The sequence below is a fragment of the Streptomyces sp. Y309 genome, assembly GCF_056712025.1.
The window spans coordinates 6,646,727-6,672,061 of sequence record NZ_CM160048.1 but is presented as its reverse complement, the minus strand read 5'-3'; the positions used below and the strand labels follow the sequence as shown (position 1 = coordinate 6,672,061).

Here is a 25,335-nt window from a genome sequence, read left to right as displayed (position 1 = left end):
TAGGATCCGCCCCTCCTCGGCGAGCCCCGCACGGCCGTTCGTGGCCTTCGTCCCGTTCGTGACCTTCGTCGCGCGCCGGACGTTCACTCCAGTGCCCGGCTCCCCCGGCGCGACACACTGACGCGACACTGTGGGGACAGCAGGAAATCCCCGTACCGGCAAGGGACTTCATGACGCAGCACACCACCGACGTCCGTACCGAACAGCATGACGCCAGCACCGCGGCCGCCACGGAGCGCCCCGACTGGTGGCGCGACGCGGTCATCTACCAGGTCTATCCGCGCAGCTTCGCCGACTCCGACGGCGACGGCATGGGCGATCTTCCGGGCGTCACGGCCCGGCTGCCGTATCTGCGCGGGCTCGGCGTGGACGCCGTCTGGCTCTCGCCGTTCTACGCGTCGCCGCAGGCCGACGCCGGGTACGACGTGGCCGACTACCGCGTGGTCGACCCGGTGTTCGGCACCCTCGCCGACGCCGACACACTGGTACGCCGGGCGCACGAGCTCGGCCTGCGGGTGATCGTCGACATCGTGCCCAACCACTGCTCGGACCAGCACGAGTGGTTCCGGCGGGCGCTGGCCGGGGGTCCGGCATCGGCGCTGCGGGAGCGCTTCCACTTCCACCCCGGCCGGGGCCCGCGCGGCGAACTGCCTCCCAACGACTGGGAGTCCGTCTTCGGCGGCCCGGCCTGGACCCGCACCACGAATCCGGACGGCACCCCCGGCGACTGGTATCTCCACCTGTTCGCCCCCGAACAGCCCGACTTCAACTGGGAACACCCCGCGGTGCACGCGGAGTTCCGGTCCATCCTGCGCTTCTGGCTCGACCTCGGCGTCGACGGCTTCCGCATCGACGTGGCGCACGGCCTGATCAAGGCCGCGGGGCTGCCGGACGTCGGCCACCCCGAGCAGGTCAAGCTGCTCGGCGCCGCGCCCGTGCCGTACTTCGACCAGGACGGCGTGCACGAGATCTACCGCGAGTGGCGGGCCCTCCTCGACTCCTACGACGGCGAGCGCATCGCCGTCGCCGAGGCCTGGACGCCGACGGTGGAGCGCAGCGCGCTGTATCTGCGCCCGGGCGAGCTGCACCAGGCCTTCAACTTCACCTATCTGATGACGGGCTGGGACGCGGCGGCGCTGCGCGCCGTCATCGACCGCTCGCTGGCCGCCATGAACACCGTGGCCGCGCCCGCGACCTGGGTGCTCTCCAACCACGACGTCGTACGGCACGTCACGCGCTTCGCCGACGGCGACCCGGCCCTGGGGCTGCGCCGGGCGCGCGCGGCGACGCTCCTGATGCTGGCGCTGCCCGGCTCGGCGTACCTCTACCAGGGCGAGGAGCTGGGCCTGCCCGAGGTGACGGACCTGCCCGACGAGGTGCGCCAGGACCCGGCGTTCTTCCGGGGCGCGGGGGCGGCGGGTTCGGGCCAGGAAGGTGCGGGCCAGGAGGGCACGCGTGACGGGTGCCGGGTGCCGCTGCCGTGGTCCGGCACGCGGCCGCCCTTCGGGTTCGGGCCCGCGGAGGACGGCCCGAGCTGGCTGCCGCAGCCCGCCGCGTGGCGGGACCTCACGGTCGCGGCACAGGAGGGCGATCCGGCGTCGACCCTGGAGCTGTACCGGTCCGCGCTGGCGCTGCGCCGCGCGCATCCGGCGCTGGGCGCGGGCCGGGAGGTGGAGTGGCTCCCGGCGCCGGAGGGGGTGCTGGCGTTCCGCAGGACGGCGGAGGGGCCGGGGGACGCGAGTGCTTGTGCGGGCGCGGGCGGCGGCCCAGGGAGTGCGAGCGCGGGCCGCGGGCCAGGGAGTGCGGGCGCTCAGTCGAGCGCGAGCGGCCCCGCGGGCGCGGGCGGCACCGCCCAGCACCCCGGCCACGCCCGCTCGCTCGTCGTCACCGTGAACCTGACCGGCCGCCCCGTCACCGTCCCCGCCCCCGGCACCCCGCTCCTGTGCAGCCTCAACTCGCGTGCGCCGGACGCCGACTTGGACGGGCCCGGCTCCGACGCCGTACTGCCGCCGGATTCAACCATCTGGTGGGCAGTGTGAGAGACGACCGGTACAGTCCGGTCCTGTGACCGCGCGACTGGCCGACATCGCAGCACAGGCGGGGGTCAGCGAGGCGACCGTGAGCCGGGTCCTGAACGGCAGACCCGGCGTCGCTGCGGCCACCCGCCAGTCCGTGCTCGCCGCGCTCGACGTCCTCGGCTACGAACGGCCCGTACGGCTGCGCCGACGCAGCGCGGGCCTGATCGGCCTGATCACGCCGGAGCTGGAGAACCCGATATTCCCCGCCCTGGCGCAGGTGATCGGCCAAGCCCTGACCCGGCAGGGGTATACGCCGGTGCTCGCCACCCAGACGCCCGGCGGCTCCACGGAGGACGAGCTCACCGAGATGCTGGTGGACCGCGGCGTCGCGGGCATCATCTTCGTCTCGGGCCTGCACGCGGACACCACCGCCGACGTGCGGCGCTATGAACAGCTTCGCGCGCAGGGCGTGCCGTTCGTCCTCGTGGACGGTTTCTCGCCGAAGGTGCGGGCGCCGTTCATCTCGCCGGACGACCGCGCGGCGATGCGTCTCGCGGTCACGCACCTGACCTCGCTCGGGCACACCCGGATCGGCCTCGCGCTCGGCCCGCGGCGCTTCGTCCCCGTACAGCGCAAGATCGAGGGCTTCACGCGCACGATGGGCGAGCGGCTCGACCTGTTGCCGGAGGAGATCGAGGCGGATCTCGTCCAGCACTCGCTGTACACGCTCGAGGGCGGACAGGCAGCGGCGGCCGCGCTCATGGAGCGCGGCTGCACGGCGGTGGTGTGCGCCAGCGACATGATGGCGCTCGGCGCGATCCGGGCGGCGCGCGAGCGGGGCCTCGAAGTGCCGGACGACATCTCGGTCGTCGGCTTCGACGACTCGGTCCTGATCGCCTTCACCGATCCACCGCTGACGACGATCCGCAAGCCGGTCCCGGCGATGGGGCAGGCGGCGGTGCGCACGCTCCTGGAGGAGATCGGCGGGACCCCCGCGCCGCACAGCGAATTCGTCTTCATGCCGGAACTGGTGGTCAGGGGCTCCACGGCCTCGTGCCCCTAGGGGACGGCCCCGCGGGCGGCCCCTGAGGCTCCCCCTGGAGTGCCTCGTCCCTGGGGCGTAGGGAATGCGGCCGGAACCCAACCGGGGGATGATCTGAAGAGCGGTGGGCATCTGGCAGACTCTGTCCCTATGGGTGAGACGACTGTGACGACACTGGAAGGCCGACAAAGGCCCACCACCACATCACCCATCGCGGGCGAGGAAGATGACCGCAATGGGCGGAATTTTCTGCGTCGACTGCGCACCCCTCGGCGCCCCAGGCTGTGGTTCGAGATCCTGCTGATCGCGGTGAGTTACTGGACGTACTCACTGATCCGCAACGCCGTGCCGGAACAGAAGTCCGCGGCCCTGCGCAACGCGGACTGGATCTGGCGCGTGGAGCACGATCTCGGCCTGGCCTTCGAGCGCTCGGTCAACCACGCCGTGGACTCGGTGACATGGCTCATCGTCGGCATGAACTACTACTACGCGACGCTGCACTTCATCGTGACCCTCGGCGTCCTGGTGTGGCTCTACCGCTGGCATCCCGGCCGTTACGCGGCGTTCCGCCTGGTGCTGTTCGCGACGACGGCGGTCGCCCTTGTCGGTTACTACCTGTATCCGCTCGCGCCGCCCCGGCTGATGCCCGGCGGGGACTTCATCGACACGGTCGTGGTCCACAACACCTGGGGCTCGATGGCCTCCGGCGACCTGAAGAACATGTCGAACCAGTACGCGGCCATGCCGTCGATGCACATCGGCTGGTCCCTGTGGTGCGGCCTGACCATCTTCGCGCTGGCGTCGGTGCCGTGGGTGAAGGTCCTCGGCCTGCTGTATCCGACGGCGACGCTGATCGTGATCGTCGCCACCGCCAACCACTTCTGGCTGGACGCGGTGGGCGGCATGATCTGCCTGGCGTTCGGCTACACGGTGGCGCGGCTCTGGTACGGAAAGCTGCCGTACCAATTGCCCCAGCTGGTACAGGAATCTACGCCCCGTAGAACTTCTCTTCGACGACAGCGCGAGCCCGTCGCGTGATCCGCCGGTAGTCGTCCAGCATCACGCCCACCGTCCCCGCGTCGTACCCCAAGTAACGCCCCACGGCGGCCAGCTCCCGGCCGCCCGACGGGAACGTGTCGCCGGCGCGGCCGCGCACCAGCATCACCGCGTTGCGCACCCGGGTGGCGAGGACCCAGGCGTCGTCGAGGATCGCCGCGTCCTCCGCCGTGAGCAGCTCCGCCGCGCACGCCGCGTGCAGGGCCTCACGGGTGCGGGTGGTGCGCAGGCCGGGCTCGGCCCAGCCGTGCTGGAGCTGGAGGAGCTGGACCGTCCACTCCACGTCGGAGAGGCCGCCGCGGCCGAGCTTGGTGTGCAGGGTGGGGTCGGCGCCGCGGGGCAGCCGCTCGGACTCCATGCGGGCCTTCAGGCGGCGGATCTCACGGACCGCGTCCTCGCCGAGGCCCTCGGCGGGGTAGCGCAGCGGGTCGGCGAGATCCATGAAGGCCCGGCCGAGTTCCGGGTCGCCCGCGACCGGTTCGGCCCGCAGCAGCGCGTGCGACTCCCAGACCTGGGACCAGCGGCGGTAGTACGCCTCGTAGGACTTCAGGGTGCGCACCAGCGGCCCGGTCTTGCCCTCCGGGCGCAGGTCCGCGTCGATCAGCAAGGGCGGGTCGGCGCTCGGCAGTTGCAGCAGCCGCCGCATCTCGGCGACGACCTGGTTGGCCGCCTTCGCCGCCTCCTGGTCGTCGACGCCCTCGCGCGGCTCGTGCACGAACAGGACGTCCGCGTCCGAGCCGTAGCCCAGCTCCCGGCCCCCGAACCGGCCCATGCCGATCACCGCGAAGCGGGTGGGCAGCTCGTCGCCCCAGCCCTCGCGGACGACGGCACGCAGCGTGCCCGCGATCGTGGCCGCCGTCAGGTCGGACACCGCGAGGCCGACGCGGTCCACCAGCGCGCCCACGTCAGCCTCGACGGGGCTCCCCTCGGTGCCGTACGACGCGATGATGTCGGCGGCCGCCGTGCGGAACAGCTCGCGCCGCCGCACCCCGCGCGCCGCCGTCACCCCTTGTTCGGCGCCGTCCGCGCGGCCGACGGCGGCGAGCACCTCCTGTTCCAGGTGGGCGCGTGCGCGCGGTTCCAGGCCGCGTTCGTCGCCGAGCAGCGCGACCGCCTCGGGGGCGCGCAGCAGCAGGTCGGGGGCGAGCCGGCCGGCCGAGAGGACGCGGGCCAGGTTCTCCGCGGCGGCGCCCTCGTCGCGCAGGAGCCGCAGGTACCAGGGGGTCTTGCCGAGCGCGTCGGACACCTTGCGGAAGCCGAGGAGGCCCGCGTCCGGGTCGGCGGAGTCGGCGAACCAGCCGAGCAGGACGGGCAGCAGGGTGCGCTGGATGGCGGCCTTGCGGGTCACGCCGGAGGCCAGCGCCTCCAGGTGGCGCAGGGCCGCGGCGGGGTCGGCGTACCCGAGGGCCACGAGCCGTTCGCGCGCGGCCTCGGTGCTGAGCCTGCTCTCGCCGGGGGCGAGTTGGGCGACGGCGTCGAGCAGCGGGCGGTAGAAGAGCTTCTCGTGCAGGCGGCGGACGACGGAGGTGTGCCGTTTCCAGGCGCGGGCGAGGTCGGTGAGCGGTTCGGTGCGCATGCCCAGCGAGCGGCCGATGCGGCGCAGGTCGGCGTCGTCGTCGGGCAGCAGGTGGGTGCGGCGAAGCCGGTAGAGCTGGATGCGGTGTTCCAGGGAGCGCAGGAAGCGGTAGGCGTCGTCGAGCTGGGTGGCGTCCACGCGGCCCACGTACCCGCCCGCGGCGAGCGCGGCCAGGGCGTCCAGGGTGGTGCCGCTGCGTAGTGAGGCGTCCGCGCGGCCGTGCACCAACTGCAGGAGCTGGACGGCGAATTCGACGTCGCGCAGGCCGCCGGGGCCGAGCTTCAGCTCGCGGTCGACCTCGCCCGCGGGGATGTTCTCGACGACGCGGCGGCGCATCTTCTGCACGTCGGGCACGAAGTTCTCGCGCTCGGCTGCCTGCCACACCAGGGGCGCCACGGCGGCGACGTACTCCGCGCCGAGCTCGGGGTCGCCGGCGACGGGCCTGGCCTTCAGCAGCGCCTGGAACTCCCAGGTCTTCGCCCAGCGCTGGTAGTACGCGAGGTGGCTGGAGAGGGTCCGCACCAGCGGGCCGTTCCTGCCCTCCGGCCGCAGGTTGGCGTCGACCGGCCAGATGGTGCCCTCGACGGTCGTCTCGGAGCAGATCCGCATCAGGTGCGAGGCGAGCCGGGTCGCGGCCCGCAGCGCCTTGTCCTCGTCGGCGCCCTCGACCGCCTCGCCCACGAAGATCACGTCGACGTCGGAGACGTAGTTCAGCTCGTGGCCGCCGCACTTGCCCATCGCGATCACCGCGAGGCGGCACTGCGCGGTGTCGGCGGGCGCGTCCCTGCGGGCCATGGCGAGCGCGGCGCGCAGCGTGGCCGTGGCCAGGTCGGCGAGTTCGGCGGCGGTCTCGGCGATGCCGGTGGTGCCGCACACGTCGCGGGCGGCGATGGACAGCAGGCAGCGGCGGTAGGCGACGCGCAGCGAGACCGGGTCGGTGGCCTCGGCGAGGCCGCGCTCGAACTCCTCGACGCCCGGGTGCAGATCGGCGGCTTCGTACGTGACGAGGGCCCGCCAGTCGCCGGGGTGCCGGGCGAGGTGGTCGGCGAGGGCCTCGGAGGCGCCGAGGACACCGAGCAGCCGGTCGCGCAGGGGCTTGGCGCTGATCAGGGTGTCGAGCAGCTCGCGGCGCGCGGTCTCGTCGGGCTGCGCCTCGGCGAGCCGGACCAGGCCGAGCAGCGCCAGGTCCGGGTCGGCGGTGGCGCCGAGGGCGTCCAGGAGCACCGGGTCGGTGCGGACTGCGGCCAGCTCGGCCGCGGCGAGGAGGCGCTCGGCGGCGGACGGGTCGGTGAACCCGTGCCGCAGCAGCCGCGTGAACGTACTGCTCCTGCGCCCCTGCGGCACCGTCATCCCCGCGCCTTTCGCTCGTCCGTTCCTGGGGCCGAGCCTACCCAGGGGGCGGCGGATGAGTTCGGTGCGTGTGCGGAGCCCTTCGCGGCGTACACCGTACGCGTCCAGGCGGCCGCGCTGCCTGCGCTTTTCCCAGGACAGGGCGCCCGATCGCTGCTGTACTCGTCGCATGGAATACACACTCGAAGTGATCGGCGTGCCCGTCAGCGACCTGGACCGGGCCAAGGAGTTCTACGAGTCCAAGTGCGGCTTCCACGTGGACATCGACGCGGAGGTCATGCCGGGCGTGCGGCTGCTCCAGCTCACCCCGCCCGGATCCGGCTGTTCGATCATGCTCAGCATCGCCATCTGGGAGACCACCCCGGGCCCCACCCCGAAGCCCGGCTCCCTCCAGGGCCTGCAGCTGTGCGTCCCCGACATCAAGCAGGCCCACGCCGAACTGACCGCCCGCGGCCTGAACGTCTCCGAGCCGGTCCAGTACGCGGAGCAGGACGGCGCCACGTTCATGTACTTCACCGACCCGGACGGCAACGGCTGGTCGGTCCAGGAGTACCGGGTGCGGGCGACGACGCCGCTGCGGGAGGCGATCGTGCCCGCCGACCAGTAGGGGGCGCACCCCGGGGCGGGCCCCGCCCAGTAAGGCTTGGGGCGGTGGGCCTTCCGGCGGCGCCGCCTCGTCGTGCTGCTGTGGGCGGCGGTCCTCGCCGTCGTCGCCCTCGGCGCGCTCAACGCCTCCGCCGCCCCCGACGACTCGCCCCCGACGACTCGTCCTCGATGCCGGGGATCGAGGCCCAGGAGGCGTACGACCTCATCGACGAGCGGTTCCCCGGGGCCGAGGCCCGGATCGTCTTCGTCGCGGAGGACGGGCGGAAGGTCACGTCGGGCGCGTACCGCGCCGCCATCGAGGAGGCTCGGGACGCGGGCCTCACCGTCGAGGCGGGCGGGCCGGTCCTGGAGACCGAGTCCGCGGCCGGGGCGGGCGAGGTGATCGGCGTCCTGATCGCCGCGGTGGTGCTCCTGATCACCTTCGGTTCGCTGGCCGCCGCGGGTCTGCCGCTGCTCACCGCGCTGCTCGGGGTCGGCATCGACTACTCCCTGTTCGTGGTCTTCCGCTACCGCGAGGAGCAGGCCAAGGGGCACGACCCGCAGGAGGCGGCCGGACTGGCCGCGGGCACCGCCGGTTCCGCGGTCGTCTTCGCCGGGCTCACCGTCGTCATCGCGCTGGCCGGGCTCTCGGTGATCGGCGTCCCGATGCTGACGAAGATGGGCCTGGGCGCGGCGGGGGCCGTGCTCACCGGGGTACTGGTCGCGCTGACGGCGGTCCCGGCGCTGCTGGGCTTCTGGCCGAACGCGGTTCTCGCGCGGCGGGTGCGCAAGAGTGGTGGGCGGCGTATCCGCGGGGGCGGCGGGCGTGACCGCACAGGCGGCGAGCCCGCCCGCACGGGCCCGGTCGAGGGCGACGGAGACCGGGGCGCCCGCGACCGCGCCCAACTGGTCGTCTGCGCCTACCAGTCGGGCCTGGTACGCCCCCGTACCGACCCGCATGGCCCCGTACCGACCAGGGCTACAGCACCGGCAGATTCTTCCGCAGCTCGAACGCCGTGACCTCGGAGCGGTACTCCTCCCACTCCTGCTTCTTGTTGCGCAGGAAGAAGTCGTACACGTGCTCGCCGAGGGTCTCCGCGACCAGTTCGGAGCGTTCCATGAGGTGGATGGCCTCGCCCAGGTTCTGCGGGAGCGGCTCGATGCCCATGGCGCGGCGTTCGGCGTCGGAGAGGGCCCAGACGTCGTCGTCGGCGCCCGGCGGGAGTTCGTAGCTCTCCTCGATGCCCTTGAGGCCGGCGGCGAGCAGCACCGCGTACGCCAGATAGGGATTCGCGCCCGAGTCGATCGAGCGGACCTCGACGCGCGCCGAACCCGTCTTGCCGGGCTTGTACATGGGCACGCGGATGAGGGCGGAGCGGTTGTTGTGGCCCCAGCAGATGTACGAGGGGGCCTCGCCGCCGGCGCCCGCGGTGCGCTCCGAGCCGCCCCAGATGCGCTTGTAGGAGTTCACCCACTGGTTGGTGACCGCGGAGATCTCGGCGGCGTGCCGGAGCAGGCCCGCGATGAAGGAGCGGCCGACCTTGGAGAGCTGGTACTCGGCGCCGGACTCGTAGAACGCGTTCCGGTCGCCCTCGAAGAGGGACAGGTGCGTGTGCATGCCGGAGCCGGGGTGCTCGGAGAACGGCTTCGGCATGAACGTCGCCTGGACGCCCTGCTCCAGGGCCACCTGCTTCATGACCAGGCGGAACGTCATGATGTTGTCGGCCGTGGAGAGCGCGTCGGCGTACCGGAGGTCGATCTCCTGCTGGCCGGGCGCGCCCTCGTGGTGGCTGAACTCGACCGAGATGCCCATGGATTCGAGCATCGTGATGGCCTGGCGGCGGAAGTCCATGCCCACGTTCTGCGGGGTGTGGTCGAAGTAGCCGGAGTTGTCGGCCGGGCTCGGCCGGGAGCCGTCGAGGGGCTTGTCCTTGAGCAGGAAGAACTCGATCTCGGGGTGGGTGTAGAAGGTGAACCCGAGGTCGGAGGTCTTGGCGAGGGCCCGCTTCAGTACGTACCGCGGGTCCGCGAAGGACGGGGAGCCGTCGGGCATCAGGATGTCGCAGAACATCCGGGCCGTGCCGGGGGCCTCGGCGCGCCACGGCAGGACCTGGAAGGTGCTCGGGTCCGGCTTGGCGATCATGTCGGACTCGTAGACCCGGGCGAAGCCTTCGATCGCGGAGCCGTCGAAGCCGATGCCCTCGTCGAAGGCCTGCTCCAGCTCGGCGGGGGCGACCGCGACCGACTTCAGGAAGCCGAGTACGTCCGTGAACCACAGGCGTACGAACCGGATGTCGCGCTCCTCCAGAGTGCGGAGCACGAACTCCTGCTGCTTGTCCATCTCGACTTCCACCCATCCTTGCTGGTCGGAACCGGCTGCTCCCAAGCCACGGGACGTCGCCCCGGCACACGAGCATCCCACCACACGGTTTCATGCGCGTTGCGGCCGCTCCTTGCCCATACTGCACGGTCGCCCGACCTCGGTGACAGCGGCGTCGGCCCGCCGTTTAAAGTGGCATCTCGGATGCAACTTTAAGACCGGCCGGGCGCCGGTCCGCCGAGAGGAGCCACTGTGCTGTCCGAGCAGTCCACCGCCACCGTCCGCGCGACCCTGCCCGCCGTCGGCGGGGCGATCGACGACATCACCGAGCGCTTCTACGACCGCCTCTTCGCCGCCCACCCGGAGCTGCTCCGGGACCTCTTCAACCGCGGCAACCAGGCCGCGGGCACCCAGCGGCAGGCGCTCGCCGGGTCGATCGCCGCCTTCGCCACGTATCTCGTGGAGCACCCCGACGAGCGGCCCGACGCGATGCTGGCCCGCATCGCCCACAAGCACGCCTCGCTCGGCGTCGCGCCCGGCCAGTACGAGACGGTCCGCGAGCACCTCTTCGCCGCCATCGCCGAGGTGCTCGGTGACGCCGTGACGCCCGAGGTCGCGGCCGCCTGGGACGAGGTGTACTGGCTGATGGCGAACGCCCTGATCGCGATCGAGGGCCGCCTTTACGCCGAGCGGGGCATCGCGGCGGGCACGGCCGCCTGGCGGGAGTGGGAGGTGGTGGACCGCGTCGAGGAGACACCGGACGTCGCCACGTTCCGGCTGCGCCCGGCCGACGGGGCGCCCGCGCCGGACTTCCGGCCGGGTCAGTACGTGTCCGTGCGGGTCCGCCTTGAGGACGGGGCGCGGCAGATACGGCAGTACAGCCTGTCGGGGGCGCCGGGGGCGGGGGTGCGGCAGATCAGCGTGAAACGGGTGCGGGCGGCTCGGGCTGCCGGGGCCGAGGCCGGGGGTGGTTCCGGTGTCCGGACCGCCGGGGCCGGGGGCGATTCCGGCTCCCGGGCCGCCGGGGCCGGGGGCGATTCCGACGCGTACGCTCCCGACGGCGAGGTGTCGACATATCTGCATGCCCACGTCCGCGAGGGCAGCCGCCTGCACCTCTCCGCGCCGTACGGCGACCTGGTCCTGCACGACCGCACGGACGACGCCACAGAGGCCACGGACACCACAGACGCCACAGACACCCCGCCCCTGCTGCTCGCCTCCGCCGGGATCGGGGTCACCCCCATGATCGCGATGCTCGAACACCTCGCGGGCACCGGACACCGCGCCCCCGTCACCGTCGTGCACGCCGACCGCTCCCCCGCCGACCATCCGCTGCGCGCCGACCACCTCGCGTACACCGGCAAACTCCCGGACGCCGCCGCCCACTTCTGGTACGAGCGCCCGGAGTCGGCGTATCCGGCCGACCGGACCGGGCGCGTCGACCTGACGGGGGTCGCGGTGGCGCCGGGCACGCGCGCGTACCTGTGCGGTCCGGTGCCGTTCATGAAGGCGGTACGGGGCCAGCTCATCGCCAAGGGGGTCGCGCCGGCCGACATCCACTACGAGGTGTTCGGCCCCGACCTGTGGCGGGCGAGCCCGATGAGCAGCGGCCCTGTCGGCGAGGCGACGACGTCCTCGACGGTCACGGGGTCGAGCGAGGCGTAGAACGCCTCCTGGGCACGGCGCAGCGCACCACGCAGCCGGCACCCCGAGTTCAGCGGGCAGGGCGTCGTGCCCTCGCACTCGACGACGTTCCCGTCGCCCTCGAAGTGCCGTACGACCGCTCCGACGGAGGCGGTGCGCCCGGCGCCGGTCAGCGAGAGCCCGCCGCCCCTGCCGCGGCGGGTCTCCACCAGGCCGAGCCGCCGCAGCGTGGCCACGACCTTCGCCGCGTGGGTGTACGGCACGGCCATGTCGGCGGCGACCTCGCGGGTCGTGGGCGCCGCGCCGCGTTTCCCGGCGGCCTCGTCCGCGACGGCGAGCCGCATGAGGACGCGCAGCGCGAGGTCGGTGGAGTGCAGGAGCCGCATGCCAGGGAGGTTAGGTAATACGCATCCGAGGTTCAACTTATGGTTCGACTTGCGGTCGCCGCTCCGGCCCTCCCGGCCGTCCGTCCGCCCGTCCGTCGTGGCCGAGATCGGCCGGATGGTGACCGTCCCCGCCCCGGCGCGCATGCTGTATTTGACAGAGGGCCCCCTCCGTCCCCCGGGGCGGAGGCTACGATCAACGCACTCGCACCGCCCCATGTTCAACGTTCAACCCTCCACGTCCGTCCCTTTCCGCAGAAGGACACACCATGGGTTCCGCCAAGAAGACGAGCAGCGCCGAGCGCAAGGCCCGGATAGAGGAGATGCGGCGTGCCGAGGCCGCCCGCGAGCGCCGCAATCGCGTGCTCACCATCACCCTGAGCACGGTCATCGTCGCGGCAGTCGGCGTCGGCGGCTATTTCCTGATCTCACAGGCCGACGACGACTCGGACTCCGGCGGCAAGGCGGGCGACGCCAAGGCGGTGGCCAAGTTCACCACGACCGGCGACGGCGAGCGGGTCTGGGACGCCAAGAAGCTGGGCCGCACCCACGTCGCCGGCAAGGTGAACTACCCGGTGACGCCGCCGGTCGGCGGCAACCACAACCAGGTGTGGATGAACTGCAACGGCGATGTCTACACCAAGGAAATCCCGAACGAGAACGCCGTGCACTCCCTGGAGCACGGCGCGGTCTGGGTGACGTACAACGACCAGGCGAATCCCGCCGACTTGAAGAAGCTGGAAGCGAAGGTCAAGAAGACCCCGTACTCGCTGATGAGCCCGGTGAAGAAGCAGAAGGACCCGATCCTGCTGTCGGCGTGGGGCCACCAGCGGGTGGTGAAGAGCGCCGACGACCCGAAGGTCAACCCCTTCTTCTCCACCTACGTCCAGGGCAAGCAGACCCCTGAGCCCGGTGCGGCGTGCACCAACGGCCAGGGGCAGTAGCGATGAAGCGCAAGGACTGGCTGATCGGTGCCGCCCTGGGCGCGGTGCTCGCCGCGGGCGGCATCACGGCGGCGGTGGCATCGACGGACGGCTCCTCCGACGCCTCCGACGCCTCCGACTCCGCGAAGACGCCGTCCAGTTCGTCGGCCGACGCGGGCTTCGCCCGCGACATGGCCGTGCACCACCAGCAGGCCGTCGAGATGTCCTACGTCGTCCGTGACCGCACCAAGAACACGGAAGTACGCCGCCTCGCCTACGACATCGCGCAGACCCAGGCCAACCAGCGCGGCATGATGCTGGGCTGGCTGGACCTGTGGGAGCTGCCGAAGGTGCCGCCCGGCGAGCCCATGGAGTGGATGGACATGAGCGGGGCGCCCTCGGCGGGCGACGGTTCACTCATGCCCGGCATGGCGACGAACGCGCAGATGAAGCGGCTCGGCGAGCTGAACGGCAAGCAGGCCGAGGTGTATTACCTGCAGCTGATGACCGCCCACCACAAGGGGGGCATCCATATGGCGCAGGGGTGCGTGGAGCGCTGCGAGGTGCCGGTCGAGCGGCGGCTCGCGCAGGGGATGGTGGAGTCCCAGGAGTCCGAGATCAAGCTGATGACGGACTTGCTGAGGGCACGGGGCGCGAAGCCGTAGGGGACCCTGCCGGGGGCTTCCCCAATCCCGCCCCTTCCCGAAACCGGGGGCTCTGCCCCCGGACCCCCGCTCCTCAAACGCCGGAGGGGCTAGAACTCAGCCGCACATTCTCAGCCCGTCCGGCGCTTGAGGACGAGCCGCGAAGCGGCGATAAGCAGGGGTCCAGGGGGCGGCAGCCCCCTGGTTACGGGAAGGGGCGGGCCTGGGGCGCACCCCGCGAGGGCCTCACCCCACCCGCCACACCACCCCCGGCGGCCGCACCCCCGCACACAACGGCATCCCCTTCTCATCCGTGAGCCCCACCTCCCCCTCGGCCACCCCCACCGCCACCGCCGCCGCAGGCACATCCGCGAACCACAGCTTGGCCCGCCGGAACATCGCGAACTCCCCGCCGGGCGGCAGCTCGCCCCATGTCAGGTAGAAGAACCGCTCACCGCGCTTGCCCTGGACGTGCGGCCCCTTGAAGTCCGGACTGCCGTCCGGCGCGGCGACCACGGCCACCTCGAACTCGAAGACCACCTCGGCCGCGTCCGCACGGACGGGACGCTCGGGGGCGGCACCCCGCTGCACGGCCACGTGCACGTCCCGATACCCCCCGCACTCCGCCCCGGGCAGCTCCCGCCCGACGATCCGCAAAGTCAGCTTCTGAGTCATGCTCCCCAGTCCACCACGAGGGTCTGACATTCACCCCCGCACACGATCACCCCCTCACGCGACCCGCCCCAACTCCTCCCGCCGCAGCGCGCCGAGCAACGGCTCCCCCCGCACATACCGCTCCACCTCCGCCACCGCGTACTCCCCGAGCCTGCGCACCTCGCTGCCCTGCGCGCCCGCGATGTGCGGGGTGACGAGGACGTTCGGGAGCGTGAGCAGGACGTGGCCGGGCGGCAGCGGCTCGGGGTCGGTGACGTCGAGGAACGCGTCGAGGCGGCCGGCCGCGCACTCGCGTGCCAGCGCCTCGGTGTCGATCAGGGACCCGCGCGCGGTGTTGACGACCACGCCGCCGTCGGGGATCAGCTTCAGCATCTCCGCGCTCAACAGGCCCCGGGTCTCGGGGAGTTGGGGCGCGTGCACGGTGATGATGCTGCTGTCGCGGCAGAGGTCGGGCAGGTCCACGAGGTCGGCGCCGAGGGCGGCGGCCTCCGCGGGGGTGACGTAGGGGTCGGTGAGCAGGACCTGGTGGCCGGCGTCCGAGGCGTTGAGGGCGGCGATGACGCGGCGGCCGATGCGGGAGGCCCCGATGACGCCGATGGTGCGGGCGTCGGCGCCGGTGCGTTCGGTGAACGGCGGCCAGCGCTCGGCGTAGTGGGCGGCGGCGGTCAGCGCGCCCTTCGCGGCGAAGGTGAGCGCGGCGAGGGTGTAGGCGACGACCGGGCCCGCGTTGGCGTCGGCCGCCGAGGCGACGAGGATGCCGCGGTCCCACAGGGCGTCCGTGACCACCGGCTTCACCGACCCCGCCGCGTGCACGACGACCCGCAGCCGGGGCGCGTGGGCGAGCACTCCGGCCGTCAGCCGCGGGCAGTCCCAGCCGGTGATCAGGACCTCGACCCGGCCGAGCACGACACGGGCGTCGGCGCCGGTGAGCTCCCCGGTCAGCGGGGCGGGCACCAACTCGACGCTGCGGGACAGGCGTTGGCGCAGGTCGGGCGCGAGGACGCGGTCGACGACGTCGGCCCCCATGGCGAGGGCGGCCACTGGCCTGCGCCGCGACTCCGCCGCCCCCTCCGCCGCCCTCTCCGACTCCCCCGACTCCTCCCGCTGATCCGCCACGCGTCGCCACCTCTCGTAGAAAACGGTTACTAATCAGCGGGACAGGAGGCTAGGCCGAAGCCCGGACGGCGGTCAAGAGAGTGGGACAGAAGCCGGTGAGCACAGGGGGGAAGTCCAAGAAGCAGCACTGCGAAGGGGCTTGACCGGCGACAGTAACCGCTTTAGATTCCCGGCACTTGTCCCGAACTTGTCTCGAACTTGTCCCGACGCCTGTGCTCAAGACTGGGGGTTCCGTGTCAGCGGTGACGAAGGACCGGACCGACTCCGAGGCGGTGACGCCGCCCGCAGAGAGCACGAATGGGGCAATCAGCCGCAAAGCTCAGCGCGATGGTCCGTGGAAACGGTTTCGGCGCACTCGGCTCCTGGTGCTGCTCATGGTGCCGGGCCTCGCGTACTTCCTGGTCTTCCACTACGGCGCGTTCATCGCGAACGCCGTGGCCTTCAAGGAGTACGTCCCCTTCGACGGCCTGTGGGCGAGCCCCTGGGTCGGCACCGAGAACTTCAGCCGGATGTTCGGCGACCCGGAGTTCTGGCACGCGACCTGGAACACGCTGTTCATCGCGGTGCTCCAGCTCGTCTTCTTCTTCCCCGCGCCGCTCGCCCTCGCGCTGCTGCTGCACAGCCTGACCTCGGACCTGCTGCGCCGCTTCACACAGTCCGTGATCTATCTGCCGCACTTCCTGTCGTGGGTCGTGGTGGTCGCGCTCTTCCAGCAAGTCCTCGGCGACACCGGCCTGTTGAACGCGACGCTGAGCGACGCGGGGCTGCACACCGTCGACATCATCGGCAACCCGGACGCGTACAAGCCGCTCGTCGTCCTCGAAGTGATCTGGAAGGACGCGGGCTGGGGCACGATCATCTTCCTCGCCGCGCTGATGCAGGTGAACGAGCAGCTCTACGAGGCCGCCGCGATCGACGGGGCCGGGCCCTGGCGGCGCTTCTGGCACGTCACGCTGCCCAGCATCCGTCCCATCGTCATCCTGCTGCTGATCATGCGGCTCGGCGACATCCTCTCCGTCGGCTTCGAACAGATGCTGCTGCAGCGGCAGTCGGTGGGCCCGGAGGCGGGCGAGGTCCTGGACACCTTCGTCTTCTGGCAGGGCATCGTCGGCGGCGACACCGGCTACGCGGCCGCCGCCGGACTGTTCAAGGGCGTCGTCGGCGCGGCGCTCGTCTTCACGGCCAACCGGGTCGCGCACCGGCTCGGCGAGCAGGGGGTCTACAAGTGAGCACCCGTACCGTCACCCGCCCCGCCTGGATGGAGCGACCCAGGCCCGTCACCAAGGCCGCCAAGGGCGTGGCCGTCGCCGTCGTCCTCGCGCTCGTCCTGATCCCCTTCCTGGTGATCGTCTCGACGTCGCTCGCCTCGAACCGGGAGGTCGTCGACAACGGCGGCTGGGTCCTCTGGCCGACCGACCCGACGCTGCGCGCCTACCGCACCATCCTCAGCGGCGGCATCGTCACCAAGGCGCTCGGCGTGAGCGTCGGCCTGACGGTCGCGGGCACCGTCTTCTCGCTCGCCTGCACCACGTTCCTCGCCTACGCGCTGGCCCGTCCCGGCGTCTTCGGCGGCAAGCCGGTGCTGCTCCTGATCCTGTTCACATTCCTCTTCCCGCCCGGCATGATCCCGGCTTTCCTGCTGGTCAAAGGCATGGGAATGATGGATACGTACGCGGCTCTGATCGCGCCCGTGCTCATCAACGTCTTCAATCTGGTCGTGCTCCGCGGCTTCTTCCAGGGGATCCCCGAGGAGCTGTACGAGGCCGCGCGCCTGGACGGCGCGAACGACTGGCAGATCCTGTGGCGGGTCGTCCTGCCGCTGTCGAAGGCGGCGCTCGCAGTGGTCTCGCTGTTCTACGCGGTGAGCTACTGGAACGCCTGGTTCCATGCCTCGATCTACATGGAGTCGGGCCACTGGCCGCTGTCGCAGGTGTTGCGTACGTACGTCATCGGCGGCTCCCAGATCGCCGACACCGGCCTGAGCGAGGCGGGCCTGGTCTCCGCGCCGCAGACGACGCAGATGGCCGTCCTCGTGATCGCCACCGTGCCGATCCTGCTCGTCTACCCCTTCCTGCAGAAGTACTTCACCAAGGGCGTGCTCACCGGCGCCATCAAGAGCTGAGCCACGTCTCCGCACGCCGAAAAGTCCCCGTACATGTCTCCGTACATGCCGAAAGGTTGACCCCGTGTCAGGTACCCAGGGCTCCTCCCGCCACCCCATAGGCCGCCGCACCCTGCTGCGCTCGATCGCCGTCGGCGGCGCCGCCCTCGCCGCCCCGTCCGTCCTCACCGCCTGCTCGACCGGCTCGGGCAGCGGCGGCGATGTGTCCAACGCCGGGAAGAAGATGACGCCTTGGCCGGCCCACACGCCCACCGAGGGCCCGGCGCCGGACCTCGCGCCGAGTTCCGCGGGCGTGCAGGCGGGCTACACGACGTACCCGCGGAAGCTGGTCACGGCGACGGACGGCAAGCCGGGCACCGGCAAGGAGAAGATCCGGGTCCTGTCCATCACGTACGGCACTCCGCCGAAGCCGGTGGGGTCCAACAAGTACTGGCAGGCGATGAACGAGGCGCTGGGCGTCGAGGTCGAGTTCACCGTCGTGCCGGACGCGGACTTCCGCGCGAAGATGGCCACGCTCATGGCGGGCGACAGCGGGGATCTGCCGGACATCATCAACATCGGCGGCGGGTACGTCCTGCCGCGCGAGGCACAGTTCGTGAAGACCCGCTGCGCCGACCTGTCGGAGCATCTGTCGGGCGACGCGGTGAAGGACTACCCGAACCTCGCGGGCATCCCCACGTACGCGTGGGAGGGCATGGGCCGCATCGGGGGCCGCATCTACGGAGTGCCGGTCGAGCGGGCCAAGGTCCAGGGCGCGATGTTCATCAACCGCGAGGCGTTCGACGAGGCGGGCTACCGGCCGGGGATGACGGCGGACGCCTTCCGCGCCATGGCCAAGGAGGCGTCCGGCGGCAAGAAGCACGCGCTCGGCGCGTCGACGGTCAGCTTCTACGGCTACCACTACCACGCCATGTGGCACGGCGCGCCCAACGAGTGGCGGATCAAGGGCGGCGAGGTCACGCCCATGTACGGCACCGACGAGTTCAAGGCCGCCCTGGAGTTCATGGCGAAGCTGCGGGCCGACGGCTCGTACAACTCCGACGCCACCTCGATCTCCCAGGTCGACCTGAAGACGCAGTTCTACAACGGCACCGTGCGCTCCATGACGGACGGCTGGGGCGCGGTGCTCTCCAACGCGCAGGGCATCAAGGACGCGTACACCCTGGACGTCGCCGAGCCGTACGAGGTCTCCGGGGCGGCGCCCGTCTACCAGCAGAACCGCGGCTGTTTCGGCTACACCGTCGTCAAGAAGGCGTCCAAGGACCGCGTCAGGCTGATGCTGCGGGTCCTGGACTGGCTGGCCTCGCCGTTCGGCTCCAAGGAGTACGAGCTGATGCACTACGGAGTGGAGGGCACCCACTTCACGTACGACAAGGCGGGCGACCCCATCGCCACGGAGCGGGGCCTCGTCGAGTCGCGCACGAACCTGCCCTTCGCGTATCTGATGGACGCGCCGCAGCCGCTGTACTTCCCCGGCCACGCGGACCTCACGAAGCGGCTGCACGCCTGGCAGAAGAAGGTCGTGCCGCTGCTCGTGCCCAACGACCGCTGGGGGCTGCAGTCGGCGACCTTCAACCGGGTCGGCGCGTCCCTCCAGCAGATCCTCGACGACGGCGTGACGGCCGTGGTGTCCGGCCGCAAGAGCCCGTCCTCCTGGGACGGCGTCCTCAAGAAGTGGCGGGCCCAGGGCGGCGACAAGTGCGTCGAGGAATTCGGGGAGGAGTTCGAGGCCGCGCGCTGAGGCGGGCCCGCGGGCGGGGATGATGGTCGCGTCCGCCGTTCAAGGGCACCCGGTACCGGGTGAGTTGAGGAGTGACAGCAGTGGGGGAACGGATCACCATCCGTGACGTGGCCGCGCGGGCGGGGGTCTCCGTGGCGACCGTCTCGCGGGTCCTCGCGGGCAACTACCCGACGTCGGCGGCGTCGCGGGCGAAGGTGCAGCGGGCCGTGAAGGACCTGGACTACGTCGCCAACGCGCACGCGCGCGCGTTGGCGGGCGCCGGACGCAAGACGATCGCCGTGCTCACCTACGACGTGGTGAGCTCGTTCTTCGCGCACGTCGCGCAGGGCGTGGAGATGGAGGCGGCCCAGCACGGCCGGCTCACCCTTGTCGCCTCCACGGGCAGCGATCCCGCGCGGGAGCTGGCGCTGGTGCAGATGATGCGCGAGCAGGCCGCGGAGGCGGTGGTCCTGGTCGGCGGGGTCATCGAGGACGACGAGTACCGCGAGCGGATGGCCCGGTACGCCCAGGCCCTCGCGGCGGCGGGCTCCCGGCTCGTGCTGTGCGGCCGTCCGGCGCCCGCGCCGGATGTGCCCGCGCTGGTCGTCGAGTACGACAACGAGGCGGGCGCGTACGCCGTGACGAGCCATCTCCTCGGCGCCGGGCACCGCCGCATCGCCCTCGTCGGCTACCAGCCCGGCAACACGACCGGCGAGGCCCGGGTGCACGGCTTTCTGCGGGCCCTCGACGACCACGGTGTGCCGCGGTCCGACGCGATCGTCCACGGCGTGGGGTTCGGGCAGCACCACGGGTACGACGCGATTCGCGATCTGCTCCGCGAGGCCGGCGGGAAGCCGGAGTTCACGGCCGTCTTCGCCGGGGACGACCGGGTGGCGGCGGCGACGGTGATCGCGCTGCGGGAGTACGGGCTCGACGTCCCGGGGGACGTCTCGGTCGTCGGCTACAACGACGACCCCGTCGCCGCGGACGTCACTCCCGGTCTCACGACCGTGCGCATTCCCGCCGAGGAGATGGGGCGCACGGCGGTGCGGCTTGCTCTGGCGGGGGCGCCGCCGCGGTCGGGGCCCGAGCGGCATGTGCTCGGTACGCACATTGTTGTGCGGGACAGCGTACGGAGGCTGGCCGCGGGCCCCGTTCACTGATTCGGTGCGGCGCCTCTTCGGGGATTCTGTGCCGCCGCTTCGCGGCGGATCTCTCCCACCCGCCCACCCGTTTACGGGGACAGAGGGCTCCGGGCCGTAGCCGGGGCCATCGCCGACGACACGGTCCCGTGGGCCGGGGTGCCGGTGCCGGGGAAGGTCGTTCGGCGGCTTCCCCCATCGTCCCGTCCCCACCTGCTGTGGGCAGCTGGGCCGCCAGGGCAGGCGGCGCCTCAACCCTTCCGCTCCCCGCTGTGGGCAGTCGTGCCGCAGGGCGGCACGGGTGGGCACAGCCCCAGGCCGACGTTCACCGTCGCGACGGCGGTTACCTCCGCGCGGCCGGAGAGCCGGCTCACCGCGCCGCCAGGATCGCCTCGGCTACCTCGTGGGGGCGGTCCCGCATCAGGAGGTGGCCCGCGGGGGCGAGCACGCGGAAGTCCGCGCGCAGGGCGGCGGCCAGGGTCCGCTGGCGGTCGGCCCACCGGTCGGCCGGGGCCGAGGCCGCCGCCAGCACCCGCACCGGCGCCCCACCGGGCAACCCAGCCCCACCCCGCAGCACCGCCAACTCATGCGCCACGTCCCCGTACGTCACGTACTCCACGAGCGCCGCCCGCCACACCCGCCCGGAGCCGTACAACGCCCGCAGCTCCCGCGGCAACGGAGCCCCCCGCCCGACCAGCCCCCGCGCCGCGGGCCCCCACCGCCCGCGGCACCCCGAGCGCCCCCAGCACCACCCCACCGACCCGCGCGGCCCCCACCCGCAGCCCCCGCCCGGGCACCGCCCGCGCCCCCTCCTCCACGCTGGAGTCGACAAGGACGAGCCCGGCCGTCCGCCGGGGAAACAGCCGCGCGAACGCCTCCACGTGGAACCCGGCCAGCGAATGCCCCACCACGGTCACGGCCTCCCCGCCGAGCCCCAACGCGTCGAGCACGCAACCGATCCGCTCCGCCTCCCCCACCAGCGTGGGCGCACCCCGCGCGGGCGCGCTGAGCCCGAGCCCGGGCCGGTCGAAGCGGACGACAGTGCGGGACGGAGCGAGCAGCGCGACCACCGGATCCCACTCGCACCAGGCGAGCCCCAGCCCCGCACTGAGCACGCACACGGGCCCGTCCCCCGTCACGTCCACGTGGTGCGGCACCCCACCGACGCGTACGAAAGAAGCCCCCGAGAAGCCCTCATCGCAACCCTCGCAGCCGCCGTCGCATCCCCTCAGCCCCGCATCTCCCATCGCTTCCGCACCAGCCACGCCAACACCACCAACCACACCGCGATCGTGAGCAATTGAATCCGCTGCGCGACCCCGAGCCCCCACGTCCCCTGCCCGGCGCCGAACGCGGCGACGGCCGCCAGCGTCCACACGGTGGCGGCCAGTTCGACGCCGACGAGCGCGAGCAGGACGCCACCGGACCGGGCGGCGGGCCACGCCCCGCGCTTCCGTACCACCAGCGTCAGCAGAGCCATCCCCACCAGCGCCCCCGCGACCGCCGCACTGCTGCTGAACGTGTGCGCCGCGTGCGCCGTCGGCACAAGACCCGCCCGCTCCCGCGCCGCGCAGGCCGCGTCGGCGGTGGGCGCGCAGCTCAGCGGCAGCCGCGAGTCGGCCGCGGTCGCCGCACCGAAGAGCGCGATGCCGACCCAGCCGAGGACGGCCAGGAGAGCAAGGGCGCGCGACCAGCCGCGCGCCCCCGCCCCGGGCCGCAGCCACACCAACGCACCCACCGCCCCCGCACACACCAACACCCCCGCGGCGAAGTCCAGCGCCCGGAAGAACGTCCCGTACGGCTGGTCCTCGGCGGCGAGTTCACTCACGTACGTACTCAGCGGCGAGAGCCCGGTCGGCAGGAAGGCTTCGAGGGCCCAGGTGCTGTAGGCGAGCGCTCCGAGCGTCAGGAGGACGGCGACGGCTGTGCGGGCGGCGGCGGTACGGCGCGTACCGGCGGCCGGGAGCTCTGATGACATACGCGAACAAAGGCTAATCTGCGGCGTTCGAGCTCTGGTGGTCAGGGTGAACCCACTCCTGTCTGCGGCACACGAGGAGAACGACCGGCATCCCTTTCTGTCCAGATCCATCCGGATTCGTCATGGGCTCATGATCGACGGAGGGGGCAGGGCCCGCATGTCGCGCCATACCCAGGAGGGGTAGGCTCCGGCCCATGACCACGACGAGGACGAGGCTGCCGGGCGCGGGACATTTCCTGCTGCTCGCCGCTCTTCTCCTCGGCATCGTGACGATGCATACGCTGGGTCATCCCCGGGAACACGGCCCGAGCGCCGAACGAGCGACGGCCGGGCACGCGCGCGTGGCGGAGGCCGCCGGGCACGCGCGCGTGGCGACTGACGGCAAGCGAGCGCACGGGCAGCAAGCCCAGGTGCGGGCGGACCACAGTCCCGCGCGCGGGACCGGCGAGCACCCGACCAGCCCACCACCCAGCAACCACCCGGCCGAACCGCCGACCGACCAAGCAGCCATCGCACCGCAGAGGCCCACCCCGCACGACCCCGGCACCGGCACCGGCACCGGCACCGGCATGGACCCCCTGTCCCTCTGCCTGGCGGTCCTGGGCGCCGCGCTCACCCTCGCCCTGCTGTACGCGGCGGTCCACCACGGACCTTGGGGCACCCCCGTCCACGTACACAGATTCGCCCGCGTCCTCGACACCCTGCGGCCGAACCCTCCGCCGCCCCGGACCCTCCTGGCCCACCTGTCCGTGCTGCGCGTATAGGCCGCGGCACCGGCTGCTTCGCGGAAGCAGCAGACGCGCCCTTCTGCACGCACCACTCGGACGAGGTGTCCATCAACCATGCGCAAACGCAGCACACCCACCACCACACCCCTCACGAGCACATCGCGCCGGACCCTGCTGGGCACCGCGATCGCCGCCGCGGGTACGGGACTTGTGACGGCCTGTTCCGGCGACGGCTCCCACTCCGGGCACTCCGGCGGCGGCAAGGGCGGGCCGTCCGCGGCACCGGCGGGCTATGTGACGCCCACCGGCCGGGAGGTCGCGGCCGCGGAGCGCGAGCGCCGCGGGGGCGGCGCCGTCCGCAAGATGCGGCTCACGGCGGGCCCGGCCACACTCGACCTGGGCGGCCCCCAGGTGAAGACATGGGCGTACGGGGAGGACCTGCCCGGCAAGGAGATCCGCGTCACCGCGGGCGACACCCTCGCCCTCACGCTCGCCAACCACCTCCCCCAGCCCACCACCCTGCACTGGCACGGCCTGGCCCTGCGCAACGACATGGACGGCGTCCCCGCCCTCACGCAGCGCGACATCAGGCCCGGCGCCGACTTCACGTACCGCTTCAAGGTCGCGCATCCGGGGACGTACTGGTTCCACCCCCACTCGGGCACCCAGCAGGACCGCGGCCTGTACGCCCCGTTGATCGTCGACGACCCCAAGGAGCCGTTGTCGTACGACAAGGAGTGGGTGGTCGTCCTGGACGACTGGGTGGACGGGGTGGACGGCTCGACTCCGGACGCGGTCCTGAAGGAACTGCGGGCGGGCATGGAAGGCGGAATGGACCACGGGTCGGGCGGCCACGACATGTCCCACGCCACGTACAACAAACAGCCCACCAAGCCCAGCCCGAATCCCAACCCCTCACCCCCCTCCCGCATGATGATGGGCGCGAAGAGCGACATCCTCGGCCCGGACGCGGGCGACGTGGCGTACCCCCACTACTTGATCAACGGCCGCACGCCCCAGTCCCCCACGACCTTCCGGGCCCGCCCCGGGGACCGCGTCCGCCTGCGCCTGATCAACGCGGGCGGCGACACGGCCTTCCGCGTGGCCCTGGGGGACCACGAGCTGACGGTGACGCACACGGACGGCTTCCCCGTCCGACACCGCAAGACGGACGCGCTCCTGATCGGCATGGGCGAGCGGTACGACGTCCTCGTCACGGCCAAGGACGGTGTGTTCCCGCTGACAGCGCTGGCCGAAGGCAAGAAGACAACGGCCCTGGCGGTGCTCCGTACGGGCGGCGGGGCGGCCCCGTCCGCCTCCGTACGCCCCAAGGAACTGAAGGGCCGCGTTCTCCTGGCCGACAAACTCACGGCCGAAGACTCCGTAGCCCTGCCCTCCCGTGACCCGGACCGCACCATCAAGATCCGCCTGACCGGTGGCATGGGGAAGTACGACTGGGCCTTCGACGGCAAGCCCTACGCGCCCGACCAGCGCCACCCGGTCCGCGCCGGTGAGCGGGTCCGCCTGGAGTTCACCAACGACACGACGATGTGGCACCCCCTCCACCTCCACGGCCACACCTTCGCCCTGGCGGGCGCGCCCGGCCGCCCCCGCAAGGACACGGCGGCGGTGCTGCCGAACGGCACGCTGACGGTGGACTTCGACGCGGACAATCCCGGCCTGTGGATGATCCACTGCCACAACGTCTACCACGCGGAGGCAGGAATGATGACGGTCCTGGGCTACCGCACCCGCTGACCCCCAAGCCCCCACCGGCCGGCCATGCCCGCCGGCCGGTGCGGGCCCCACGCCCCGCCACCTCACCCCCACATATCGGCCCCGTCGGCCTGGGCTGCCTTTGAGGGTCGGGAGCCGCCCTGCGGCACGACTGCCCACAGCGGTGGACGGACTGGTAGGAGTCACCCCCATCGGGGCGCGGGAAACAGACCCGTGACCCCCACCGGGGGAGAGCCGCCGCCGGACCGGCGGGGACGTGGCGGTATGTCCGCGCGCAGCTCGCCCGACCACGCCGTCCGTACCGGCAATGTCACCGGCGCCACAGGCGCGAGCACGGACATACCGCCGCGGCCCCGCCCCACCACCGAACCGAAGGCGGCGCCACCCCCACGAAGGCGACGGAAAAGAACGGAGACCAAGAACCACAGACCGCGCCGCACCACAGACCGCACCGCACCACAGACCCCGGCGCACCGCAGACCGCGCCGCACCACAGACCGAACCGGGGCGCACCACGGCGCACGGACCAGCACGGATCCAACGCCCGAGTGGGCCGCCCCACACCAGCCCGCCGGG

The 25,335-nt window shown here is 72.2% G+C and carries 21 protein-coding genes and 1 pseudogene; 14 read left to right on the top strand and 8 right to left on the bottom strand.

Going from position 1 to position 25,335, the window contains the following annotated elements; all coding sequences use genetic code 11:
- Positions 1–170 precede the first annotated feature (170 nt).
- The 3 genes from AC0KTA_RS27570 to AC0KTA_RS27560 all read left to right on the top strand — a co-directional run bounded on the left by AC0KTA_RS27570 (position 171) and on the right by AC0KTA_RS27560 (position 4,098).
- Entirely contained in the window at positions 171–2,039 is a 1,869-nt protein-coding gene (locus tag AC0KTA_RS27570) for a glycoside hydrolase family 13 protein (protein WP_481050909.1), read from the top strand.
- A 25-nt stretch (positions 2,040–2,064) separates the two neighbouring features.
- Positions 2,065–3,081: a LacI family DNA-binding transcriptional regulator gene (locus tag AC0KTA_RS27565; protein ID WP_481050908.1), complete on the top strand. Its 1,017-nt coding sequence runs from the start codon at positions 2,065–2,067 to the stop codon at positions 3,079–3,081.
- Between the two features lie 129 nt (positions 3,082–3,210).
- Positions 3,211–4,098, top strand: coding sequence for a phosphatase PAP2 family protein (locus AC0KTA_RS27560; RefSeq protein ID WP_481050907.1), 888 nt, complete (start codon positions 3,211–3,213; stop codon positions 4,096–4,098).
- Here AC0KTA_RS27560 and AC0KTA_RS27555 read toward each other — a convergent pair.
- Positions 4,049–7,042, bottom strand: coding sequence for a bifunctional [glutamine synthetase] adenylyltransferase/[glutamine synthetase]-adenylyl-L-tyrosine phosphorylase (locus tag AC0KTA_RS27555; protein WP_481050906.1), 2,994 nt, complete (start codon positions 7,040–7,042; stop codon positions 4,049–4,051). The two genes, AC0KTA_RS27560 and AC0KTA_RS27555, sit on opposite strands and share 50 nt — an antisense overlap.
- A 169-nt stretch (positions 7,043–7,211) precedes the next feature.
- Here AC0KTA_RS27555 and AC0KTA_RS27550 point away from each other — a divergent pair, with 169 nt between their 5' ends.
- Both AC0KTA_RS27550 and AC0KTA_RS27545 read left to right on the top strand, forming a co-directional pair.
- Positions 7,212–7,649: a VOC family protein gene (locus AC0KTA_RS27550; protein WP_481050905.1), complete on the top strand. Its 438-nt coding sequence runs from the start codon at positions 7,212–7,214 to the stop codon at positions 7,647–7,649.
- Positions 7,650–7,685: 36 nt separating this feature from the next.
- A pseudogene (locus tag AC0KTA_RS27545) lies at positions 7,686–8,464 on the top strand (MMPL family transporter); the annotation flags it as partial.
- A gap of 142 nt (positions 8,465–8,606) precedes the next feature.
- On the opposite strand, the gene AC0KTA_RS27540 reads toward AC0KTA_RS27545, so the two are convergent.
- A complete protein-coding gene (locus AC0KTA_RS27540) occupies positions 8,607–9,968 on the bottom strand; it encodes a glutamine synthetase family protein (protein WP_481056582.1) in 1,362 nt (453 codons plus the stop codon).
- Between the two features lie 231 nt (positions 9,969–10,199).
- On the opposite strand from AC0KTA_RS27540, the gene AC0KTA_RS27535 reads away from it, so the two are divergent.
- Complete coding sequence (locus AC0KTA_RS27535; protein WP_481050904.1) at positions 10,200–11,612, top strand: globin domain-containing protein; 1,413 nt, start codon at positions 10,200–10,202, stop codon at positions 11,610–11,612.
- On the opposite strand, the gene AC0KTA_RS27530 is transcribed toward AC0KTA_RS27535, so the two are convergent.
- Positions 11,507–11,977, bottom strand: coding sequence for an RrF2 family transcriptional regulator (locus AC0KTA_RS27530; protein ID WP_481050903.1), 471 nt, complete (start codon positions 11,975–11,977; stop codon positions 11,507–11,509). The two genes, AC0KTA_RS27535 and AC0KTA_RS27530, sit on opposite strands and share 106 nt — an antisense overlap.
- Before the next feature lie 266 nt (positions 11,978–12,243).
- Between AC0KTA_RS27530 and AC0KTA_RS27525 the strand changes: the two genes are divergently transcribed.
- Entirely contained in the window at positions 12,244–12,918 is a 675-nt protein-coding gene (locus AC0KTA_RS27525; RefSeq protein ID WP_481050902.1) for a DUF3105 domain-containing protein, read from the top strand.
- 2 nt (positions 12,919–12,920) lie between these two features.
- Entirely contained in the window at positions 12,921–13,562 is a 642-nt protein-coding gene (locus AC0KTA_RS27520) for a DUF305 domain-containing protein (RefSeq protein WP_481050901.1), read from the top strand.
- 225 nt (positions 13,563–13,787) lie between these two features.
- Here AC0KTA_RS27520 and AC0KTA_RS27515 read toward each other — a convergent pair whose 3' ends face one another.
- Positions 13,788–14,216 (bottom strand): DUF5990 family protein, encoded by a 429-nt coding sequence (locus tag AC0KTA_RS27515; RefSeq protein WP_481050900.1) that lies wholly within the window; start codon positions 14,214–14,216, stop codon positions 13,788–13,790.
- Positions 14,217–14,270: 54 nt separating this feature from the next.
- On the bottom strand, positions 14,271–15,332 hold the full coding sequence (locus tag AC0KTA_RS27510; RefSeq protein WP_481050899.1) for a hydroxyacid dehydrogenase: 1,062 nt from the start codon (positions 15,330–15,332) through the stop codon (positions 14,271–14,273).
- A 374-nt stretch (positions 15,333–15,706) separates the two neighbouring features.
- On the opposite strand from AC0KTA_RS27510, the gene AC0KTA_RS27505 reads away from it, so the two are divergent.
- The 4 genes from AC0KTA_RS27505 to AC0KTA_RS27490 all read left to right on the top strand — a co-directional run bounded on the left by AC0KTA_RS27505 (position 15,707) and on the right by AC0KTA_RS27490 (position 20,337).
- Positions 15,707–16,561, top strand: coding sequence for an ABC transporter permease (locus AC0KTA_RS27505; RefSeq protein ID WP_481050898.1), 855 nt, complete (start codon positions 15,707–15,709; stop codon positions 16,559–16,561).
- Between the two features lie 29 nt (positions 16,562–16,590).
- On the top strand, positions 16,591–17,454 hold the full coding sequence (locus AC0KTA_RS27500) for a carbohydrate ABC transporter permease (RefSeq protein WP_481056581.1): 864 nt from the start codon (positions 16,591–16,593) through the stop codon (positions 17,452–17,454).
- Between the two features lie 64 nt (positions 17,455–17,518).
- A complete protein-coding gene (locus AC0KTA_RS27495) occupies positions 17,519–19,195 on the top strand; it encodes an extracellular solute-binding protein (protein WP_481050897.1) in 1,677 nt (558 codons plus the stop codon).
- An 80-nt stretch (positions 19,196–19,275) separates the two neighbouring features.
- Complete coding sequence (locus AC0KTA_RS27490) at positions 19,276–20,337, top strand: LacI family DNA-binding transcriptional regulator (protein WP_481050896.1); 1,062 nt, start codon at positions 19,276–19,278, stop codon at positions 20,335–20,337.
- 349 nt (positions 20,338–20,686) lie between these two features.
- Here AC0KTA_RS27490 and AC0KTA_RS27485 read toward each other — a convergent pair whose 3' ends face one another.
- The 3 genes from AC0KTA_RS27485 to AC0KTA_RS27475 all read right to left on the bottom strand — a co-directional run bounded on the left by AC0KTA_RS27485 (position 20,687) and on the right by AC0KTA_RS27475 (position 22,294).
- Positions 20,687–20,911: a hypothetical protein gene (locus AC0KTA_RS27485; RefSeq protein ID WP_481050895.1), complete on the bottom strand. Its 225-nt coding sequence runs from the start codon at positions 20,909–20,911 to the stop codon at positions 20,687–20,689.
- Positions 20,901–21,461: an alpha/beta fold hydrolase gene (locus AC0KTA_RS27480; protein WP_481050894.1), complete on the bottom strand. Its 561-nt coding sequence runs from the start codon at positions 21,459–21,461 to the stop codon at positions 20,901–20,903. The genes AC0KTA_RS27485 and AC0KTA_RS27480 overlap by 11 nt, the downstream gene beginning before the upstream one ends.
- A gap of 83 nt (positions 21,462–21,544) precedes the next feature.
- On the bottom strand, positions 21,545–22,294 hold the full coding sequence (locus AC0KTA_RS27475; protein WP_481050893.1) for a DUF998 domain-containing protein: 750 nt from the start codon (positions 22,292–22,294) through the stop codon (positions 21,545–21,547).
- 194 nt (positions 22,295–22,488) lie between these two features.
- Here AC0KTA_RS27475 and AC0KTA_RS27470 point away from each other — a divergent pair, with 194 nt between their 5' ends.
- Together AC0KTA_RS27470 and AC0KTA_RS27465 are read left to right on the top strand one after the other, a co-directional pair.
- Complete coding sequence (locus AC0KTA_RS27470; RefSeq protein WP_481050892.1) at positions 22,489–23,058, top strand: hypothetical protein; 570 nt, start codon at positions 22,489–22,491, stop codon at positions 23,056–23,058.
- Between the two features lie 78 nt (positions 23,059–23,136).
- Positions 23,137–24,780 (top strand): multicopper oxidase family protein, encoded by a 1,644-nt coding sequence (locus AC0KTA_RS27465; RefSeq protein WP_481050891.1) that lies wholly within the window; start codon positions 23,137–23,139, stop codon positions 24,778–24,780.
- Positions 24,781–25,335: the final 555 nt, after the last annotated feature.

What these genes read in the sequence shown, in the direction of transcription:
- AC0KTA_RS27570 (WP_481050909.1), top strand. Translation starts at nt 171, where the DNA reads ATGACGCAGCACACCACCGACGTCCGTACCGAACAGCATGACGCCAGC.
- AC0KTA_RS27560 (WP_481050907.1), top strand. Translation starts at nt 3,211, where the DNA reads ATGGGTGAGACGACTGTGACGACACTGGAAGGCCGACAAAGGCCCACC.
- AC0KTA_RS27555 (WP_481050906.1), bottom strand. Translation starts at nt 7,042, where the DNA reads ATGACGGTGCCGCAGGGGCGCAGGAGCAGTACGTTCACGCGGCTGCTG.
- AC0KTA_RS27550 (WP_481050905.1), top strand. Translation starts at nt 7,212, where the DNA reads ATGGAATACACACTCGAAGTGATCGGCGTGCCCGTCAGCGACCTGGAC.
- AC0KTA_RS27540 (WP_481056582.1), bottom strand. Translation starts at nt 9,968, where the DNA reads ATGGACAAGCAGCAGGAGTTCGTGCTCCGCACTCTGGAGGAGCGCGAC.
- AC0KTA_RS27530 (WP_481050903.1), bottom strand. Translation starts at nt 11,977, where the DNA reads ATGCGGCTCCTGCACTCCACCGACCTCGCGCTGCGCGTCCTCATGCGG.
- AC0KTA_RS27525 (WP_481050902.1), top strand. Translation starts at nt 12,244, where the DNA reads ATGGGTTCCGCCAAGAAGACGAGCAGCGCCGAGCGCAAGGCCCGGATA.
- AC0KTA_RS27520 (WP_481050901.1), top strand. Translation starts at nt 12,921, where the DNA reads ATGAAGCGCAAGGACTGGCTGATCGGTGCCGCCCTGGGCGCGGTGCTC.
- AC0KTA_RS27515 (WP_481050900.1), bottom strand. Translation starts at nt 14,216, where the DNA reads ATGACTCAGAAGCTGACTTTGCGGATCGTCGGGCGGGAGCTGCCCGGG.
- AC0KTA_RS27505 (WP_481050898.1), top strand. Translation starts at nt 15,707, where the DNA reads ATGGTGCCGGGCCTCGCGTACTTCCTGGTCTTCCACTACGGCGCGTTC.
- AC0KTA_RS27500 (WP_481056581.1), top strand. Translation starts at nt 16,591, where the DNA reads ATGGAGCGACCCAGGCCCGTCACCAAGGCCGCCAAGGGCGTGGCCGTC.
- AC0KTA_RS27475 (WP_481050893.1), bottom strand. Translation starts at nt 22,294, where the DNA reads ATGTCATCAGAGCTCCCGGCCGCCGGTACGCGCCGTACCGCCGCCGCC.
- AC0KTA_RS27470 (WP_481050892.1), top strand. Translation starts at nt 22,489, where the DNA reads ATGACCACGACGAGGACGAGGCTGCCGGGCGCGGGACATTTCCTGCTG.
- AC0KTA_RS27465 (WP_481050891.1), top strand. Translation starts at nt 23,137, where the DNA reads ATGCGCAAACGCAGCACACCCACCACCACACCCCTCACGAGCACATCG.